Source organism: Jiangella ureilytica, assembly GCF_004348545.1.
GTDB lineage: Bacteria > Actinomycetota > Actinomycetes > Jiangellales > Jiangellaceae > Jiangella > Jiangella ureilytica.
In genome coordinates this window covers 1-16282 of sequence record NZ_SMKL01000067.1, presented here as the reverse complement: position 1 = coordinate 16282, position 16282 = coordinate 1, and the positions used below count along the sequence as shown (strand labels likewise).

At 73.2% G+C, this 16282-nt stretch carries 11 protein-coding genes; 8 read left to right on the top strand and 3 right to left on the bottom strand.

Features of this window, described 5'->3' with window-relative positions:
• Positions 1-39: 39 nt before the first annotated feature.
• Positions 40-2184, bottom strand: a complete 2145-nt coding sequence (locus E1212_RS23100) for a PhoX family protein (protein WP_131986844.1) — start codon at positions 2182-2184, stop codon at positions 40-42.
• A gap of 161 nt (positions 2185-2345) precedes the next feature.
• On the opposite strand from E1212_RS23100, the gene E1212_RS23095 reads away from it, so the two are divergent.
• Together E1212_RS23095 and E1212_RS23090 are read left to right on the top strand one after the other, a co-directional pair.
• Complete coding sequence (locus tag E1212_RS23095; RefSeq protein ID WP_131986842.1) at positions 2346-4073, top strand: aminotransferase class V-fold PLP-dependent enzyme; 1728 nt, start codon at positions 2346-2348, stop codon at positions 4071-4073.
• A gap of 492 nt (positions 4074-4565) precedes the next feature.
• A complete protein-coding gene (locus E1212_RS23090; protein WP_131986840.1) occupies positions 4566-5201 on the top strand; it encodes a vitamin K epoxide reductase family protein in 636 nt (211 codons plus the stop codon).
• A gap of 23 nt (positions 5202-5224) precedes the next feature.
• Here the strand turns inward: E1212_RS23090 and E1212_RS23085 are convergent, their stop codons facing one another.
• Entirely contained in the window at positions 5225-6436 is a 1212-nt protein-coding gene (locus E1212_RS23085) for a TerC/Alx family metal homeostasis membrane protein (protein ID WP_131986838.1), read from the bottom strand.
• A 221-nt stretch (positions 6437-6657) separates the two neighbouring features.
• Here E1212_RS23085 and leuS point away from each other — a divergent pair, with 221 nt between their 5' ends.
• The 6 genes from leuS (at position 6658) to E1212_RS23055 (ending at position 15907) form a co-directional block, all read left to right on the top strand.
• The gene (gene leuS, locus E1212_RS23080; RefSeq protein ID WP_131986836.1) at positions 6658-9522 is read left to right on the top strand and encodes a leucine--tRNA ligase; all 2865 of its coding nucleotides are present in this window, start codon (positions 6658-6660) and stop codon (positions 9520-9522) included.
• A gap of 6 nt (positions 9523-9528) precedes the next feature.
• Entirely contained in the window at positions 9529-10401 is an 873-nt protein-coding gene (locus E1212_RS23075; protein WP_131986834.1) for a DegV family protein, read from the top strand.
• A 730-nt stretch (positions 10402-11131) separates the two neighbouring features.
• On the top strand, positions 11132-12214 hold the full coding sequence (locus tag E1212_RS30135; RefSeq protein ID WP_203417125.1) for a ComEA family DNA-binding protein: 1083 nt from the start codon (positions 11132-11134) through the stop codon (positions 12212-12214).
• Complete coding sequence (locus E1212_RS30575) at positions 12211-14850, top strand: DNA internalization-related competence protein ComEC/Rec2 (RefSeq protein ID WP_131986832.1); 2640 nt, start codon at positions 12211-12213, stop codon at positions 14848-14850. Before E1212_RS30135 ends, E1212_RS30575 begins: the two co-directional genes overlap by 4 nt.
• Complete coding sequence (gene holA / locus E1212_RS23060) at positions 14754-15674, top strand: DNA polymerase III subunit delta (RefSeq protein WP_238992452.1); 921 nt, start codon at positions 14754-14756, stop codon at positions 15672-15674. The genes E1212_RS30575 and holA overlap by 97 nt, the downstream gene beginning before the upstream one ends.
• Before the next feature lie 26 nt (positions 15675-15700).
• Positions 15701-15907, top strand: a complete 207-nt coding sequence (locus E1212_RS23055) for a hypothetical protein (RefSeq protein WP_131986828.1) — start codon at positions 15701-15703, stop codon at positions 15905-15907.
• Positions 15908-16099: 192 nt separating this feature from the next.
• Here the strand turns inward: E1212_RS23055 and E1212_RS30130 are convergent.
• Positions 16100-16282: hypothetical protein (locus E1212_RS30130; protein ID WP_203417124.1), on the bottom strand; the 183-nt coding region annotated here is incomplete at its 5' end.

The following is a 16282-nucleotide window of genomic DNA, read 5'->3' as shown; positions in this document are numbered from 1 at the left end:
GCCCCCCTCCCACCCCGGGCTCCTGGGTTCGTGCGCCGCTCAGTCGCCGATGAAGGGCCCACCCGTGGGACTGGTCCGCCAGACGGTGACGACGGACGGCCGCGGCTGGTCGCCGTAGGGGAAGGTCGAGGCGGGGTTGTCGGGCGTGGCGCCGTCCTCCTCGCCGGGGTGCTGGACGGCGATCAGCGCGGTGCGGCCGTCGGGCGTGATGCAGGGGCCGCAGCACTCCGCGCCCACCGGGACGGAGGCGAAGCGGCGCAGGTGGCCGGCGTCGTCGCCGTCGAGGGGGAGGACGAACATGCCGTCGTTGACGCCGACCGAGGCGGGCATGCCGTCGGTGGCGAGCCAGAGCCGGCCGGACGGGTCGAACGCGACGTTGTCGGGGCAGCTGATCATGCTGACCTGCGACTTGTCGAACCCCGCGTAGTAGGTCGACGGGTCGTCGGGGTCGCCGGCCACCAGCACGAGCGACCACGTGAAGGCCAGGGCCGCCGCGTCGCCGCCGTCCTCGTCGAGCGCGAGGACGTGGCCCCACCGATTGGTGGCCCGCGGGTTGGCCTCGTCGGCCTGGGCGGGGGTGCGGCGGTCATTGTTGGTCAGCGCCATGAACACGGTGCCGGTGACGGGATGCGGCTCGACGTCCTCGGGGCGGTCCATCTTGGTGGCGCCGGCGCGGTCGGCGGCCAGCCGAGTGAGGACCAGCACCTCCTCGACGCTCATGCCGTCGATCGTGCTCTCGCCGCCGACGACCAGCGGCAGCCATTGGCCGGTGCCGTCGAACAGCCCGTCGGAGGGCAGCCGGCCGGAGCCGTCGATCTCCGCGGGCGGGCTGTCGCCGGTGAACCGCGCCACGTAGAGATCGCCGTCCTCGAGCAAGGCCAGGTTGTGCCGCCGATCACGGGTCGAGCCGCCGGTGCGGAACCGGCCGGACGACACGAACTTGTACACGTACTCGAACCGCTCGTCGTCGCCCATGTAGACCGCGACCCGCCCGTCCGCCGTCAGTGCCGTCGTCGCGCCCTCGTGCTTGAACCGGCCCAGGGCGGTGAGCTTCTGCGGGGTCGATCGCGGGTCGTACGGGTCGATCTGGCAGACCCAGCCGAACCGGTTCGGCTCGTTCGGCTCGCGGGCGACGTCGAAGCGCGGGTCGGCGCGCTCCCAGGCGCGCTCGGTGCCCGCGGTGGTGCGGATGCCGTAGCGGGCGTAGCGGGCCGCGACGGTCGGGTCCGTGACCGGCGCCGACGCGCCGAAGTACTGGTTGACGTTCTCTTCGCCGGTGAGGACGGTGCCCCACGGCGTGGTGCCGCCGGCGCAGTTGTTCAGCATGCCGAGGACGGTGGTGCCCGCGGGATCGGCGCTGGTGCGCAGCAACGGGCTGCCCGCCGCCGGTCCGGTGACGCGGAACCGGGTGCCGGTGTGGATGCGCCGGTTGTGCCGCCGGCTGCCGCCGGCCGGACGCCACTCGCCGGTGTCGCCGGCCCGCTCGATCTCGACGATCGACCCGCCGTGCGCGGCCATGGCGATGCGCAACTGCTCCACGGTGGCGCCGGCCGCGCCGGTCCAGCCGCGGAACATCAGCTCCTCGTTGGTGTACTCGTGGTTGACCCAGAGCAGGGCGCGGTCGAAGCGGCGGTCCAGCGGGTAGACGGCCACGAAGTCGCAGTTGTAGCCGAACTGCTCGCGCTGGGCTGCCGCGGTCTGGTGGTCGAAGTCGAACTCCGGCGCGCCGCGCAGCACGGGCTCGCCCCATGCGATGGTCACCGACCAGTCGTAGCCGTTCGGGACGACGACGGCGTCGACCGTGTTGTCGCCGACCGGACGGAAGCCGACCGGGCGGCCGTACTCGGGTCCGCCGGGGTGGTCCGGCCTGGGCTGACTGGGCGGCCGGGTGGCGGCGGCGGAATCCTCCGACGCGGCGGCGAGCGTGCCGGCGGCGAGCGTGCTCGCGGCCCCCGATCCGACGACGACGGCGGCAGCGGCGGCACCGCCGCGGAGCAGTCCTCGCCGGCTGACGGCGGCCTCGACCACGTCGCCGAAGTAGGCGTTGTCGCTGGTGTTGGGCGGCTCGTGGGCGCAGGCATCGGCGCAGCGGTACCGGCACGTCATGGCGCTGCGGCCGCCACGCGCGCTGTCGAGCAGCGGGAGCAACCGCCGCGGGCCGGGGCCGTCGTCGTGGTCGGGCATCGGTGGCTCCCTCCGCCAGGGGGCACGAACGTGGTGTCACAGCGTAGGTAAACATTCGCCCGTTGGCCACCAAGAAGTCACGAAACGTATGGCATGGCCCTCTCGGGTGCCGGACGGGGCGTCGAGGGTGCATGCTGGACCGACGGGGAGAGGGGGACCGGATGGTCGCGACGTCGCTGATCGAGCGGATCCGCAGCGGCATCATCGGCGAGGGCGAGGTGCTGCACGGGCCTTACGGTGCCCGCCGCATGACCTACGCCGACTACACCGCGTCGGGGCGGTCGCTCGACTTCATCGAGGACTTCGTCCGCGAGCAGGTGCTCCCGCTCTACGCCAACACCCACACCGAGAGCTCCGGCACCGGGCTGCAGACGACGCTGCTGCGCGAGGACGCCCGGCGCACCATCCGCACGTCGGTCGGCGGCACCGAGGACCACCTCGTGATATTCACCGGGTCCGGCGCCACGTCCGCCGTCAACAAGCTCATCGCCATCCTCGAGCTGCGGATCCCGGCCGGCGCGCCCAAGCGTCACGGCGTCGTCTACGACGTCCCGGCGAGCCGGCCGGTCGTGTTCGTCGGGCCGTACGAGCACCACTCCAACGAGCTGCCCTGGCGCGAGACCATCGCCGACGTCGTCGCCGTCGACACCGACGCCGACGGCCACATCGACCTCGCGCAGCTGGACCGGTTGCTGCGCGCCCACGCCGACCGACCGCTGCGCATCGGCAGCTTCTCCGCCGCGTCCAACGTCACCGGCGTGCTGACGAACACCGAGCCCATCGCGGCGTTGCTGCACGAGCACGGCGCGCTGTCGTTCTGGGACTATGCCGCCGCCGCGCCCTACGTCCCGATCCGCATGGCCGAGAGCGCCGCCGGCGCCGGCGACCACAAGGACGCGATCTTCCTGTCGCCGCACAAGTTCGTCGGCGGCCCGCAGACCCCCGGCGTGCTCGTCGTCGACGCCGCGCTGGTGCAGAACCAGGTCCCGACGGTGCCCGGCGGCGGCACCGTCGAGTTCGTCAGTCCTGACGAGCACCGCTACCTCGACGACCCCGTCGCCCGCGAAGAGGGCGGCACCCCGGCCATCGTCGAGTCGATCCGCGCCGGTCTGGTGTTCGGGCTCAAGGACGCCGTCGGCACCGACCTCATCCAGGAGCGTGAAGAGGCCCTGTGGCGGCACGCGCTGCGGCGCTGGCAGGACGTGCCGCAGATCGACGTGCTCGGCAACCGCGACGTGCCGCGGCTGCCAATCGTGTCCTTCCGCATCCGCCACGGAGAGCGGTTCCTGCACCACAACTTCGTCGTCGCCCTGCTCAACGACCTCTTCGGCATCCAGGCCCGCGGCGGCTGCTCGTGCGCGGGGCCGTACGGCCACCGGCTGCTGTCGGTCGGCCCGGCGGAGTCCCGCGGGTTCCGCGACGTGGTCGGCGTCGGCTGCGAGGGCATCAAGCCCGGCTGGACCCGGCTGAACTTCAACTACTTCATCTCCGACACCGTGCGCGACTACCTGGTCGACGCGGTCGCGCTGATCGCCGCCGACGGGTACCGGCTGCTGCCCGACTACGGGTTCGACCCGCACACCGGCCTCTGGCGGCACCGCGAGGGCACGTCGCGCCCGCCGGTCCGGCTCACCGGGCTGCACTACGACGCGCAGGGCCTGCTGGTCGGCGCCGAGCGGCACGAGCGGGTGGGCGAGGAGATGCTGGCCACCCACCTCGACGACGCGCGGACGGTGCTGGCGTCGCGGCCCGACGTCCTCGAGGAAGGGCCGACCGGGCTGTCCGCGGACTTCGAGGCGCTGCGCTGGTTCGTCCTGCCGCCGTCGTGCGTCGTCACCGCCGACACCTCGGTCGAGGTCCTGGTCGACGACCGCTGCGCCCATCCCTGACCCCGCCCGCCGCCCCCGGAATGATCACGTTCACCACGGAATCCCGTGTCGCACCAGGCCTGCAGCCGTGGTGACGCTCGGGTGATCCTCGTGGTGTAGGGCGGCAATCGCTTTCCGCCGAATCCTGACGGCGTCACGAGGATCGCCCTAGCATCATGAGGGCTGCAGGCCTGGTGGGGCAGGGAATCGGGTGGTGAACGTGATCAGTCCGGGGTCGGGTGAGCGCCCACTGCCGGGCCAGCCGGGCTCCTGGACGTCGACCGGGCCGGCGGCCGGCGCCAGCACCACGAGCAATGCGGCCACGGTCACGACGGCGGCCGACGGCGGCCGCGGGCGGGCTGTCCGATCGATGTCGCCCGGACCGGTGGATTGGCGCAATCTTCGCATACCACCGGCGGTGCGGGACCGATTCGTGATCTGTCGTCGGGCACGCCAGGCGGGTAGCGTACGTTGATGGTCCGTTGGATACCTACGATCATCACCGGGTGACTCATGGCCGTGCAGGAGAAGGAACACCTCGAGGACACCGAGTTCGAGCTGCCTGAGACGCGGGCCTCGATCAAGGTCCTCGGCTGGCTGCTCACCATCGGCGGAGCGATCGGCGTCTGGGCCTCGGCGATGCTGATCATCGAGCGCGTCCGGGTCCTGCAGGACCCCGGCTACACGCCGTCGTGCAGCTTCAATCCCGTCCTCACCTGCGGCACGGTCATGGACAGCTGGCAGGGGTCGCTGTTCGGCTTCCCCAACCCCGTCATCGGCGTCGCGGCGTTCCCCGTCGTCGTCACGGCCGGCGTGGTCGCGCTCACGGGCGCGACGCTGCCGCGCTGGTTCTGGCTCGGCCTCAACGCCGGCGCGCTGGCCGGCGCCACGTTCGTCACCTGGCTGTTCACCCAGACCACGTACTACATCGGCGCGCTGTGCCCCTACTGCATGGTCGTGTGGGTCGTCACCATCCCGATCTTCGTCTACACGACGGGCTATACCCTCTCCGAGGGACACCTCAAGGCGCCCGGGTGGCTGCGCCGGGCCGTCGTCGAGAGCCGCGGCCTCATCGTCACCGTCTGGTTCCTCATCATCGCGATCCTCATCACCATCGAGTTCTGGGACCGCTGGTACCTCGTCTTCTGACCGGCGACCGATCGGCGACGGCGTCAGCTGCGGGCGGCGGGGGCCTCACCCCGGGCGACCGCGGCGTCGTGGCGCGCGTGCGCCTGCTCCACCAGGTCGAGCAGGCCGTCGGCGTCGCGGGCCATCTGCTTGTACTTCGGTCCGAGCTTCACGATCTCGACCTTCTCGTCCACGAGGCACTGGAAGATCCGCTCCCGCTCGGCGGGGTCGGCGGTGTACTCGGAGTCGAGATAGGCCGTCGCGTGCCGGCGGGCGTTGGCGATCGCCGTCTGCGCCCGGCCGGTGTGGCTGAACAGCGACGCGAGCACCGTCACGACGAGGACCGACACGATCACCGTCAGCGACAGCCCGGTAGTGATCTCGGCCACCTCGACGGGCTGGCCGTTGTTGACGAACGGCAGGTTGTTCTCGTGCAGCGCGTGCAGGATGAGCCGCACGCCGATGAAGGCCAGGATCGCGGCCAGCCCGTACGCCAGGTAGATCAGCCGGTCGAGCAGGCCGTCGATGAGGAAGTACAGCTGGCGCAGTCCGAGCAGCGAGAACGCGACGGCGGTGAAGACCAGGTACACGTTCTGGGTGAGGCCGAAGATCGCCGGGATCGAGTCCAGCGCGAACAGCACGTCGGTGCCGGCCAGCGCCACCATGACGAGCAGCATCGGGGTCATCGCCCGGCGGCCGTCGCGCTCGGTGTACAGCCGGCCGCCGTCGTAGGACTCGCTGGTGTGGAAGAGCCGCCGAGCCGTGCGGACGGCGATGTTCTCGCCCTCGTCGGGTTCGCCGCCGCGGGGCTTGAGCGTGTTGCCCGCGGTGATCAGCAGGATCAGCCCGAACAGGTAGAACACCCAGGCGAACGTGTTGATCAGCGCCGACCCGACGAAGATCAGGCCCGTCCGCGCGATCAGCGAGAACGTGATGCCGAACAGCAGCGCCTTCTGCTGGTGCTCGCGGGGCACGCGGAAGCTGTGCAGGATGACCAGGAACACGAAGAGGTTGTCGACCGACAGCGCCTTCTCGGTGATGTAGCCGGCGAAGTACTCCGCGCCCATGGTGGTGCCGCCGACGACCAGCACACCCACGCCGAACGCCACGGCGATGCCGACGTACAGCGCCGACCACACCGCCGCCTCGCGCAGCGTCGGCACGTGCGCCCGGCGCACGTGGAACACGTAGTCGAACACCAGCAGCGCGACGATCCCCGCCACCGTCGGCACCCATACCCAGCCCGGGACGTCCATGGCGCCACCTTAGGGGCGGCTTCTCAGGGCCGGTAGGAGACGAGTGCGCTATCCTGACCTTGTGCGAGGCCTGCTGCTCCTTATCGGGCCGCGCTGACTGGTAGCGGACGCCCTCCAGCGGCGTCACGTCGGCGCGGCTGACCCCTCCTGCGTGAGGGGTCTCTTCTTGTTGGGGGCCTGGTGTTCCGGGCCTGACATCCACAGATGAGGGACGAATTCCGATGAGCCAGACGCACACCAGTGCGATGTCGACGCCGGCCGACGACGCGCCCTACCGCTACACCGCGGAGGTGGCCGGCCAGATCGAGCAGCGCTGGCAGGACCGCTGGGAGCACGAGGGCACGTTCAACGCCCCCAACCCGTCCGGCCCGCTGGCCGAGCCCGGCACCGACCTGCCGGCGAAGAAGTTCTTCGTCATGGACATGTTCCCGTACCCGTCCGGCAAGGGGCTGCACGTCGGCCACCCCCTGGGGTACATCGCCACCGACGTGTACGGCCGCTACCGCCGCATGCAGGGCGACAACGTGCTGCACGCGCTGGCCTACGACGCGTTCGGGCTGCCGGCCGAGCAGTACGCCGTCCAGACGGGGCAGCACCCGCGCAAGACCACCGAAGAGAACATCGCCACCATGCGCCGGCAGCTGCGCCGGCTGGGGCTGGCGCACGACAACCGCCGCACCTTCGCGACCATCGACCCCGGCTACGTCCGCTGGACGCAGTGGATCTTCCTGCAGATCTTCGAGTCCTGGTACGACGAGGCGGCCGACGGCGGACGGGGCCGGGCGCGGCCCATCGCGGAGCTGGTCGCGGCCTTCCAGAGCGGCGAGCGGCCGGTGCCGGGTGGTCGCGCGTGGGGCGACCTGGACGCCGTCGAGCAGCGGCGCATCGTCGACGAGCACCGGCTGGCGTACGTGTCCGAGTCGCCGGTCAACTGGTGTCCCGGGCTGGGGACGGTGCTGGCGAACGAAGAGGTCACCGCCGACGGCCGCAGCGAGCGCGGCAACTTCCCGGTCTTCAAGCGCAGCCTGCGGCAGTGGATGATGCGCATCACCGCGTACGCCGACCGCCTGATCGACGACCTGGAGCGCATCGACTGGCCCGACAAGGTCAAGACGATGCAGCGCAACTGGATCGGCCGTTCCACGGGCGCCAACGTCCGGTTCGCCACCGACGCCGGCGACCTGGAGGTCTTCACCACCCGCCCCGACACCCTGTTCGGCGCCACGTTCATGGTGGTGGCGCCCGAGCACCCGCTGGTCGACGCGCTGACGCCGTCGTCGTGGCCGTCCGAGGCGAAGCCGGCGTGGATCGGGGGGCACGCGACCCCGGCTGACGCGGTCGCCGCCTATCGTGCCGAGGCCAGCGCGAAGACCGAGGTCGAGCGGCAGACGGAGGGCCGCGAGAAGACCGGCGTGTTCACCGGCTCGTTCGCCGTCAACCCGGTCAACGGCGCCCGCATCCCGGTGTTCGTCGCCGACTACGTGCTGATGGGCTACGGCACCGGCGCCATCATGGCGGTGCCCGGCCAGGACGAGCGCGACTGGGAGTTCGCGACGCGGTTCGAGCTGCCGATCATCCGGACGGTGCAGCCGCCCGCGGACTTCGACGGCGAGGCGTACACGGGCGAGGGCCCGGCGGTGAACTCCGCCAACGACGAGATCTCGCTGGACGGCCTGGGCGTCACCGAGGCCAAGGCCGCCATCATCGCCTGGCTGGAGTCGAAGGGCGCCGGCGAGGGCACCATCACCTACCGGCTGCGCGACTGGCTGTTCAGCCGGCAGCGCTACTGGGGCGAGCCGTTCCCCGTCGTCTACGACGAGAACGACCAGCCCTTCGCCATCCCCGACCACCTGCTGCCGGTCGACCTGCCCGAGGTGCCCGACTACTCGCCGCGCACGTACCCGCCCGACGCCGCCGACACCGAGCCGGAGCCGCCGCTGGCCCGCGTCCCCGAGTGGGTCGAGGTCGAGCTGGACCTGGGCGACGGCCCGAAGCGCTACCGCCGCGACACCAACACGATGCCCAACTGGGCCGGTTCGTGCTGGTACGAGCTGCGCTACCTGGACCCCACCAACACTGAGCGCCTGGTCGACCCCGAGGTCGAGCGGTACTGGATGGGCCCGCACGGCGACGGCGACGCGGGAGGCGTCGACCTGTACATCGGCGGTGTCGAGCACGCCGTCCTGCACCTGCTGTACGCCCGGTTCTGGCACAAGGTGCTGTTCGACCTGGGTCACGTGTCCAGTGAGGAGCCGTTCCACAAGCTGTTCAACCAGGGCTACATCCAGGCCTACGCCTACGTCGACTCCCGCGGCCAGTACGTGCCGGCCGACCAGGTGGTCGAGGACGGCGACGGGTACACGTTCGAGGGCGAGCCGGTCACCCGCGAGTACGGGAAGATGGGCAAGAGCCTGAAGAACATGGTCACGCCCGACGACATGTACCGCGACTACGGCGCCGACACCTTCCGGGTGTACGAGATGTCCATGGGCCCGCTGGACCTGTCCCGGCCCTGGGAGACCCGCGCCGTCGTCGGGTCGCTGCGGTTCCTACAGCGGGTTTGGCGCAACGTCGTCTCCGAGCAGACCGGCGAGGTCGTGGTCGGCGCCGCCCCGGCCGACGACGAGACGCGGCGGATCCTGCACCGCACCATCGACGCCGTCCGCACCGAGATGGAGGCGATGCGCTTCAACACCGCCATCGCCCGCATGATCGAACTGAACAACCACCTGACCAAGCTGGACACCGTCCCCCGCGAGGCCGCCGAGGCGCTGGTGCTGATGATGGCCCCCGTCGCCCCGCACGTCGCCGAGGAGCTGTGGTCGCGGCTGGGTCACCCGGAGTCGCTGGTGCGCGAGCCGTTCCCCGTCGCCGACCCCGTCTACCTGGTCGAAGAGACCGTCACCTGCGTCGTCCAGGTCGCCGGCAAGGTCCGCGACCGGCTGGAGGTGCCGCCGTCGATCAGCGAGGACGACCTGCGCGCGCTGGCGCTGGAGTCCGAGGCGGTGCAGCGGTCACTGGACGGACGGCCGGTGCGCACGGTCGTCGTCCGAGCGCCCAAGCTGGTCAACGTCGTCCCGGGCTGACGTCCCTTGACGGGGCGGGTCGCGGTCGTCACCGACTCGACGGCACACCTGGCGGCCGGCGACGTGGAGTCGCAGGGCCTCCGGGTCGTGCCGCTGCAGGTGGTCGTCGACGGTGTCGCGGTGTCGGAGGGGCCGGGCTCGTCGTTCGGGCCGCGTGAGGTCACCGCGGCGCTGCGGGCGCACGTGCCGGTGACGACGTCGCGGCCGAGCCCGCGGACGTTCCTGGACGTCTATGAGTCCTGCGCCGCGTCCGGGTGTACCGCCGTCGTGTCGGTGCACCTGTCCGGCAGCCTCTCGGGGACGGCGGACGCGGCCCGGCTGGCGGCGCGCGACGCCCCGGTCCCGGTGCACGTGGTCGACTCCCGGTCGCTCGGCATGGGGCTCGGGTTCGCGGTCCTGGTGGCCGCCGACGCGGCTTCGCGCGGGCTGACGGCGGACGAGGTGGCGGCGCTGGCGCTCGACCGGGCCGTGCGGTCGTCGGCGTTCTTCTACGTGGACACGCTGGAGTACCTGCGGCGTGGCGGGCGGGTGGGCGCGGCATCGGCCATGGTGGGGACGGCGCTGGCGATCAAGCCGCTGCTCCATCTGAGCGACGGCTGGGTCGACCTGCTCGAGAAGGTCCGCACGTCGGCGCGGGCACGGTCGCGGCTGGAAGACCTGGCGGTCGAGCGGGCGCTCGATGCGTCCGCGTCGAGCGGTGGCGGCCGTGTGGATGTGGCGGTGCATCATCTCGACAACGCCCGCCGCGCCGACGAGCTCGCCACCCGCCTGGCCGAGCGGCTTCCGTCGGCCGGGTCGGTGGTGGTGACCGAGGTCGGGGCGGTCATCGGCGCTCATGTGGGGCCTGGCATGCTGGCCGCGGTGATCAGTCCCCGCTGACCTTGTCGGTGGCGGACGGGAAGTGCGGGCATGCCGCGTGCTTGCGAGGTCTTCGACATCGCGGTGCGGCGCCGCGACGTGCGGCGGCTGGCCGAGTTCTGGGCGCTCGCGCTCCGGTATCGGCTCGAGCCGCCGCCCGACGGGTTCGACTCCTGGGAGGCGCTGGCGGCCTGGGAGTTCCCGAGGACCTGTGACAGACCGCCGGCGCCCATCATCGACCCGGGCGGCGTGCTGCCGAGGATGCTGTTCCAGAAGATGCCCGAGCCGAAGAGCGCCACGAAACCGCGCCCACCTCGACGTCCGCGGCCCGGCGTTACGGCTCTGGCGGCGCGGTGCCGCCCGGGGCCCCGCGCCGCGGCGGAGCGTCGCGCCGCGGCGGAGCGTCGCGCCGCGGCCGAGGCGACGGCCGCCGAACTGGTGGCGCCGGCGCGACGGTGGCCGGCTCCGTCACCGAGTCCGAGAACGCTCGGACGGTCCTGCTCGACCCGAGGTCAACGAGTTCTGCGTGACCTGAGCGGCCGGCGTGAGGAGCGACACCCCCGACTCCGCGTCGGGAGGCAACGCGGCCCAGGCCCAGGACGCGCCCGAGAGCCGCGCCCTCGGTCGCCGAACTCACCCTCTCCGGGTCGGCCTGAGCGCTTGTCCACAGCGCTGACCAGTTCGTTCACTTGTCCACAGAAGGCGGTTCCGGCGGTCGCGGCGGGCGGTGGTGCCGCCTAGCGTCCCTGGCATGCGATCGCTGCGCTCCCGCCCCGCCGACGACCGGACGGCGGCGCTCGCGCGCGCCCGGGTGGCGCAGCTGACGGGCGCCGCTCCGCGTGGCCCGGGCGGGCCCGATGCCGACACCGGTGTCTGGATCGAGGGCGGCTCAGGTGGTGGCGGTAGCTGGGCGAGCGCGCCGCCCGATGGGGCCGGCGATGCGTGGAGTGAGCCCGGCCGGCCGCGGCACGCCGCCTCCCGGCGGCAGCGCCGGGAGGCGGCGTCACCCGGCGACGCCGAGCCCACCGAACCGGCGCCGTGGGACGAGCCGGCACCGGACGCCCGTCGGGCCGATGAGGCGGCCGGCGGGGGCGACTCCGCTCGGTCGCCGGAGTGGCTCGACGCGCTGAAGGACCGCATGCCGCTCGCCGTCCGGCCGCGCATGGGGCTCGAACGCACCCATCTCGCGGTCATCGTGCTCGTGGTGCTGGTCGGCCTCATCGGCGCCACCGTGCTCTTCCTCCTCGCCCGCCCCGAGGTCGTCCCGATCGAGCCCGAGGTGGTCGCCACCGGCACCCCCGTCGCTACCGGGTCCGCACCGCCCGGCACTCCGGACGAGCCGGGCACGCCGAGCACCCCGGGCGCGCCCGACCCGACCACGCCGACCACAGCCGTCGCCATCGTCGTGCACGTGGCCGGGCTGGTCGCGCGTCCCGGCATCGTCGAACTGCCGGCCGGCTCCCGCGTGGTCGACGCCATCGAGGCGGCCGGCGGAGCGACGCCCGAGGCCGACCTGACGCCGATCAACCTCGCCCGCGTCCTCACCGACGGCGAGCAGGTGCTCGTCACCGCCGACCCGCCGCCCCAGGCCGCGCCGCCGGCTGCTCCACCGGGCTCAGGCTCCCCGGCTCCCACCCCGACGGGGCCGATCAACCTCAACACCGCGACCGCCCCCGAGCTCGAGACCCTGCCCGGCATCGGCCCCGCCCTCGCCGGCCGGATCCTCGCCTGGCGGGCCGAGAACGGCCGCTTCACCACCGTCGACGAGCTGCGCGAGGTCGCCGGCATCGGCGAGCAGCGGTTCGCCCAGCTCGAGCCCCTGGTCACCGTATGACCACCGCCCCAGCGCCTGCTGCCCCAGCGCGTGCTGCCCCAGAGCCGGCCGCCACCTCGCCCACGCCCGCCCCGGAGCCGGCCGAGCGCCCGGACCTGCGGCTGGTCCCAGCCGCTCTCGGACTCTGGCTCGGCGCGCTCGCGGGCGTCCTCGTTCCGTGGCGCAGCGGGCTCGCCGGCTGCGTGGCGGCATCCGTCGTCGCGGGCATCGTCCTGCTCCGTGCCCCGCTCACACCCAGCGGCCGCCGCGCGCTCGTCGCCGCGAGCCTCTGCCTCGTCGCCGGGTTCGCCGTCGGCGCGGCCAGGGCGGCCCCGGTCTGGGACGGCCCGGTCACCGACCTCGCCGCCGCGGGAGCCCACGTCGAGCTCGAGGGCGTCGTCGAGCGCGACCCGGTCCTGCGCAGCGGCGGGCCGGCCGGCGAGGAGGCCGCCGCCACCGAATACGTCGTCGGGCGCATCCGGGTCGGCCAGGTCACCGGCCGCGGCGCCACCCACCGCGTCGGCGTGCCCGTCCTCCTGGTGAGCGGCGACCGCGCCTGGGCCGGTCTCCTGCCCGGCCAGCACGTGCGGGTCGAGGGCCGTCTCGAGTCCACCGACCATCCCCGCGACGACGTCGCCGCCGTCTTCCGCCCGTACACCGGGCCGGACAAGCAGGCGACCGGCCCGCCGAGCGCTGCCAGCCGCGCCACCGAGCCGTTCCGGGCCGGGCTGCGCGACGCGGTCGCCGGTGTCCCGCCCGACCCGCGCGGCCTGGTGCCCGGCCTGGTCATCGGCGACGAATCGCTGCTCGCCGACGACCTCCGCGACGCCATGACGGTCGCCGGGTTGACCCACCTGACCGCGGTGTCCGGCACGAACATCACGCTGATCCTCATCGCCGTGCTCGCACTGGCCCGTCTGCTCGGCGTACGCGGCTTCGTCCTGCCGGTCGTCGGCATCGTCTGCGTCCTCGCGTTCGTCCTGCTCGCGCGGCCGGAGCCGAGCGTCCTGCGGGCCGCCGCCATGGGCGTGGTCGCCGTCGTCGGGCTGGCGGTGGCCGGGCGACGGCGCGGGCTGCCGTCGCTGGCCGCGGCGGTCGTCGCGCTCGTGCTCGTCGATCCGTGGCTGGCCCGCAGCGCCGGGTTCGCGCTCTCGGTGCTGGCGACGGCGGGCATCCTGCTGCTGGTGCCGGTGTGGACCCGGTCGCTGTCGTGGCTGCCACGGCCGCTGGCGCTCGCCGTCGCGGTGCCGCTGGCGGCGCAGGTCGCCTGCACGCCGATCGTCCTCGGGTTGTCCGGGCAGCTCAGCCTCGCCGCGCTGCCGGCGAACCTGCTGGCCGCTCCCGCGGTGGCGCCGGCGACGGTGTTCGGCGCGGCCGCCGCGGTGGTGAGCCCGGCCGCGGCGCCGGTCGCGACGGTGCTGGCCTGGCTCGCGGCCCTGCCGGCGTGGTGGATCGCCGCCGTCGCGCGCTGGTTCGCCGGCCAGCCCGGCGCCGTCCTCCCGTGGCCGCCGGGCGCGGAGGGCGTGGTGATCGCCGTCGTGCTCGCGGTCGTCGCGCTGCTGGCCGTCCCGCTGGTGCTGCGCCGCCCGCTCGTCACGGTCGCGGCCGGGACGGTGCTGGTGGTCGGCCTGCTCAAGACGGTCCCGACCCCGGGCTGGCCGCCGGCCGGCTGGCTGGTCGTGGCCTGCGACGTCGGGCAGGGCGACGCGCTCGTCCTGCGCGCGGGCCACCGGTCCGCCGTCGTCGTCGACACCGGGCCGGAGCCGCGGTTCGTCCGCCGCTGCCTCGACGACCTCGGCGTGCGACAGGTGCCGCTGCTGGTCCTCACGCACTTCCACGCCGACCACGTCGGCGGCCTGCCCGGCGTCCTCGCCGGTCGCGAGATCGGCCGCACGCTGGTGTCGCCGCTCGACGATCCGCCCGCGGCCGCCGACGGTGTCCGCCGTCGCCTCGCCGCGGCCGGCGTCCCGGTGACGGTGCCGCGCGCCGGCGACCTGCTGCGCGTGGGGGAGCGGCTGACGCTCGACGTGCTCGGGCCGGTGCGGCTCACCGAGACGCCGGAGTCCGAGTCCAACAACAGCAGCCTGGTCATCGAGGCCGACGTCGACGGCGTCAGCATCCTGCTGACCGGCGACATCGAGCCGTCGGCGCAACGCGCGCTGTTGCGGGCCGAGCCGGCGCTCGATGCCGACGTGCTCAAGGTCGCGCACCACGGTTCGCCGCACCAGGAGACCGAGCTCCTCACCGGCGTCGACGCCCGCCTGGCCCTGGTCAGCGTCGGCGAGAACACCTACGGACACCCGTCGCGGCGGGTGCTCGACGCCCTCCAGGCGGACGGCGTGCGGGTCTACCGCACCGACGAGCACGGCAGCATCGCCGTCCTGCGCACCGGCGACGGCGGGCTGGGCGTGGCGACCGGCGGGCCGCGGTCGCGACCGGTGCCGAGACGATCGGCGAACGGACGGCGACCGTGTCGGTGGGACGTGTCATGCTGTGACGCGACATGGCTGCGCTCTCCACCGACCCCCTCGTCCCGGTCACGCTCGTCTTCGGCCCTGAGCTGCTGCTGGCCGAGCGTGCCGCGGGCGCCGTCGTGCGGGCGGCGCGCGCCGCCGACGCCGATGCCGACGTGTCCCAGGTCGCCGGCTCCGAGCTGACCGCCGGCGGCCTGGCCGAGCACGTGAGCCCGTCGCTGTTCGCCACCCGCCGGGTCCTGATCGTCAACGACGTGCAAGACGTCACCGAAGCGGTCGGCGACATCCTGGTGGGCTACGTGAGGTCGCCCATCGAGGACATCCACGTCGTGCTGCTGCACCCGGGCGGCGTCAAGGGCAAGAAGCTGCTCACCGCGCTGCGCAAGGCCGGCGTGCACGAGGTCGCCGCCGAGCGCCTCACCCGCCCCGACGACCAGGTCGCGTTCGTGCGGGCCGAGGTGCGCCGCAGCGGCGGACGCATCGACGAGCACGCAGCCCGGCAACTGGTCGAGTCGGTGGGCGGCGACCTGCGCGGCCTCGCCTCGGCCGCCGGCCAGCTGGCGGCCGACGCGCCGGACGGCCAGGTCACCGGCCAGGTGGTGTCGATGTACTTCGAGGGCCGGGCCGAAGTCAAGGGCTGGGTGGTCGCCGACCGCGCCGTCGAAGGCAGGACCGGCGAGGCGGTCGAACAGCTGCGCTGGGCCCTCGGGACCGGCACCGATCCCGTGCTGGTCACCGGTGCGCTCGCGACGTCGCTCCGGTCGCTGGCCCGTCTGGCCGGCGCCCCCCGCGGTATGCGCGACGCCGACGTCGCCCGCGACCTGGGGATCCCGCCGTGGAAGGTCCGGGTGCTCCGCGGCCAGCTGCGCGGCTGGACGCCGAACGGCCTGTCCCAGGCCATCCGGGCGGTCGCCGAGGCCGACCTCGCGGTCAAGGGCGGCGGCAACGACTCCGCGCTCGCCCTGACCACCGCACTGGTCGCCATCGGCACCGCCCGCGCCGCCTGACGGACGCACTGGTCCGCAGGGGATCGGTGACGGCCCAGGTCGTGGCCGACTGGCTCACCACCTTGGCAGCCGACGTCCTGCGCCGGGGGCCCGAGGCCGTGCTCGTGCCGAGTTGGCCGGGGCTGCCCGTCCCTCTGCTGCCCCATGCTCTGAGCCGCGTACGCGCGCCTCGAGCGGACGAGTGGGCGCTGCGCGCCATCGAGGACCGCTTGACCCGCACGCACACGGCCTGACGGGCAGCTATCACGGAGGACGGGGGAAGAGCGGCAACGCCTCGTGATGCGGCGTTCGCCGGGTGTCGAGGGCGAGTGCTACGGCCAGGGCGGCAGTGACCCGCCGACGGCGCAGCGTCAGGAGGGAGTTGCCCCCGCTCTGGCGCTGAACGTGCCTCCTCGCGATAGCAGCCGCCCGCCGCCCGGCCCACCTCACTGCCGCCGGCCGTCTTCACTATCGCCAACCGTCTTCGGCGCCGCCAGAAGGCGGTGATGTCCCCGCTTGTGGTGTAACTCGTCGGGCCTGACGGCGTGGGTGACCACGCGTGTGGAGGCCATCGTGTGATGGTCAGCGAGACCACGCCAATGGTTCTCGCGGAAGGACACATCACACGA

Coding starts and splice junctions, on each gene's coding strand:
- E1212_RS23100 (WP_131986844.1), bottom strand. CDS start 2,184: ATGCCCGACCACGACGACGGCCCCGGCCCGCGGCGGTTGCTCCCGCTG.
- E1212_RS23095 (WP_131986842.1), top strand. CDS start 2,346: ATGGTCGCGACGTCGCTGATCGAGCGGATCCGCAGCGGCATCATCGGC.
- E1212_RS23090 (WP_131986840.1), top strand. CDS start 4,566: ATGGCCGTGCAGGAGAAGGAACACCTCGAGGACACCGAGTTCGAGCTG.
- E1212_RS23085 (WP_131986838.1), bottom strand. CDS start 6,436: ATGGACGTCCCGGGCTGGGTATGGGTGCCGACGGTGGCGGGGATCGTC.
- leuS (WP_131986836.1), top strand. CDS start 6,658: ATGAGCCAGACGCACACCAGTGCGATGTCGACGCCGGCCGACGACGCG.
- E1212_RS30135 (WP_203417125.1), top strand. CDS start 11,132: ATGCGATCGCTGCGCTCCCGCCCCGCCGACGACCGGACGGCGGCGCTC.
- E1212_RS30575 (WP_131986832.1), top strand. CDS start 12,211: ATGACCACCGCCCCAGCGCCTGCTGCCCCAGCGCGTGCTGCCCCAGAG.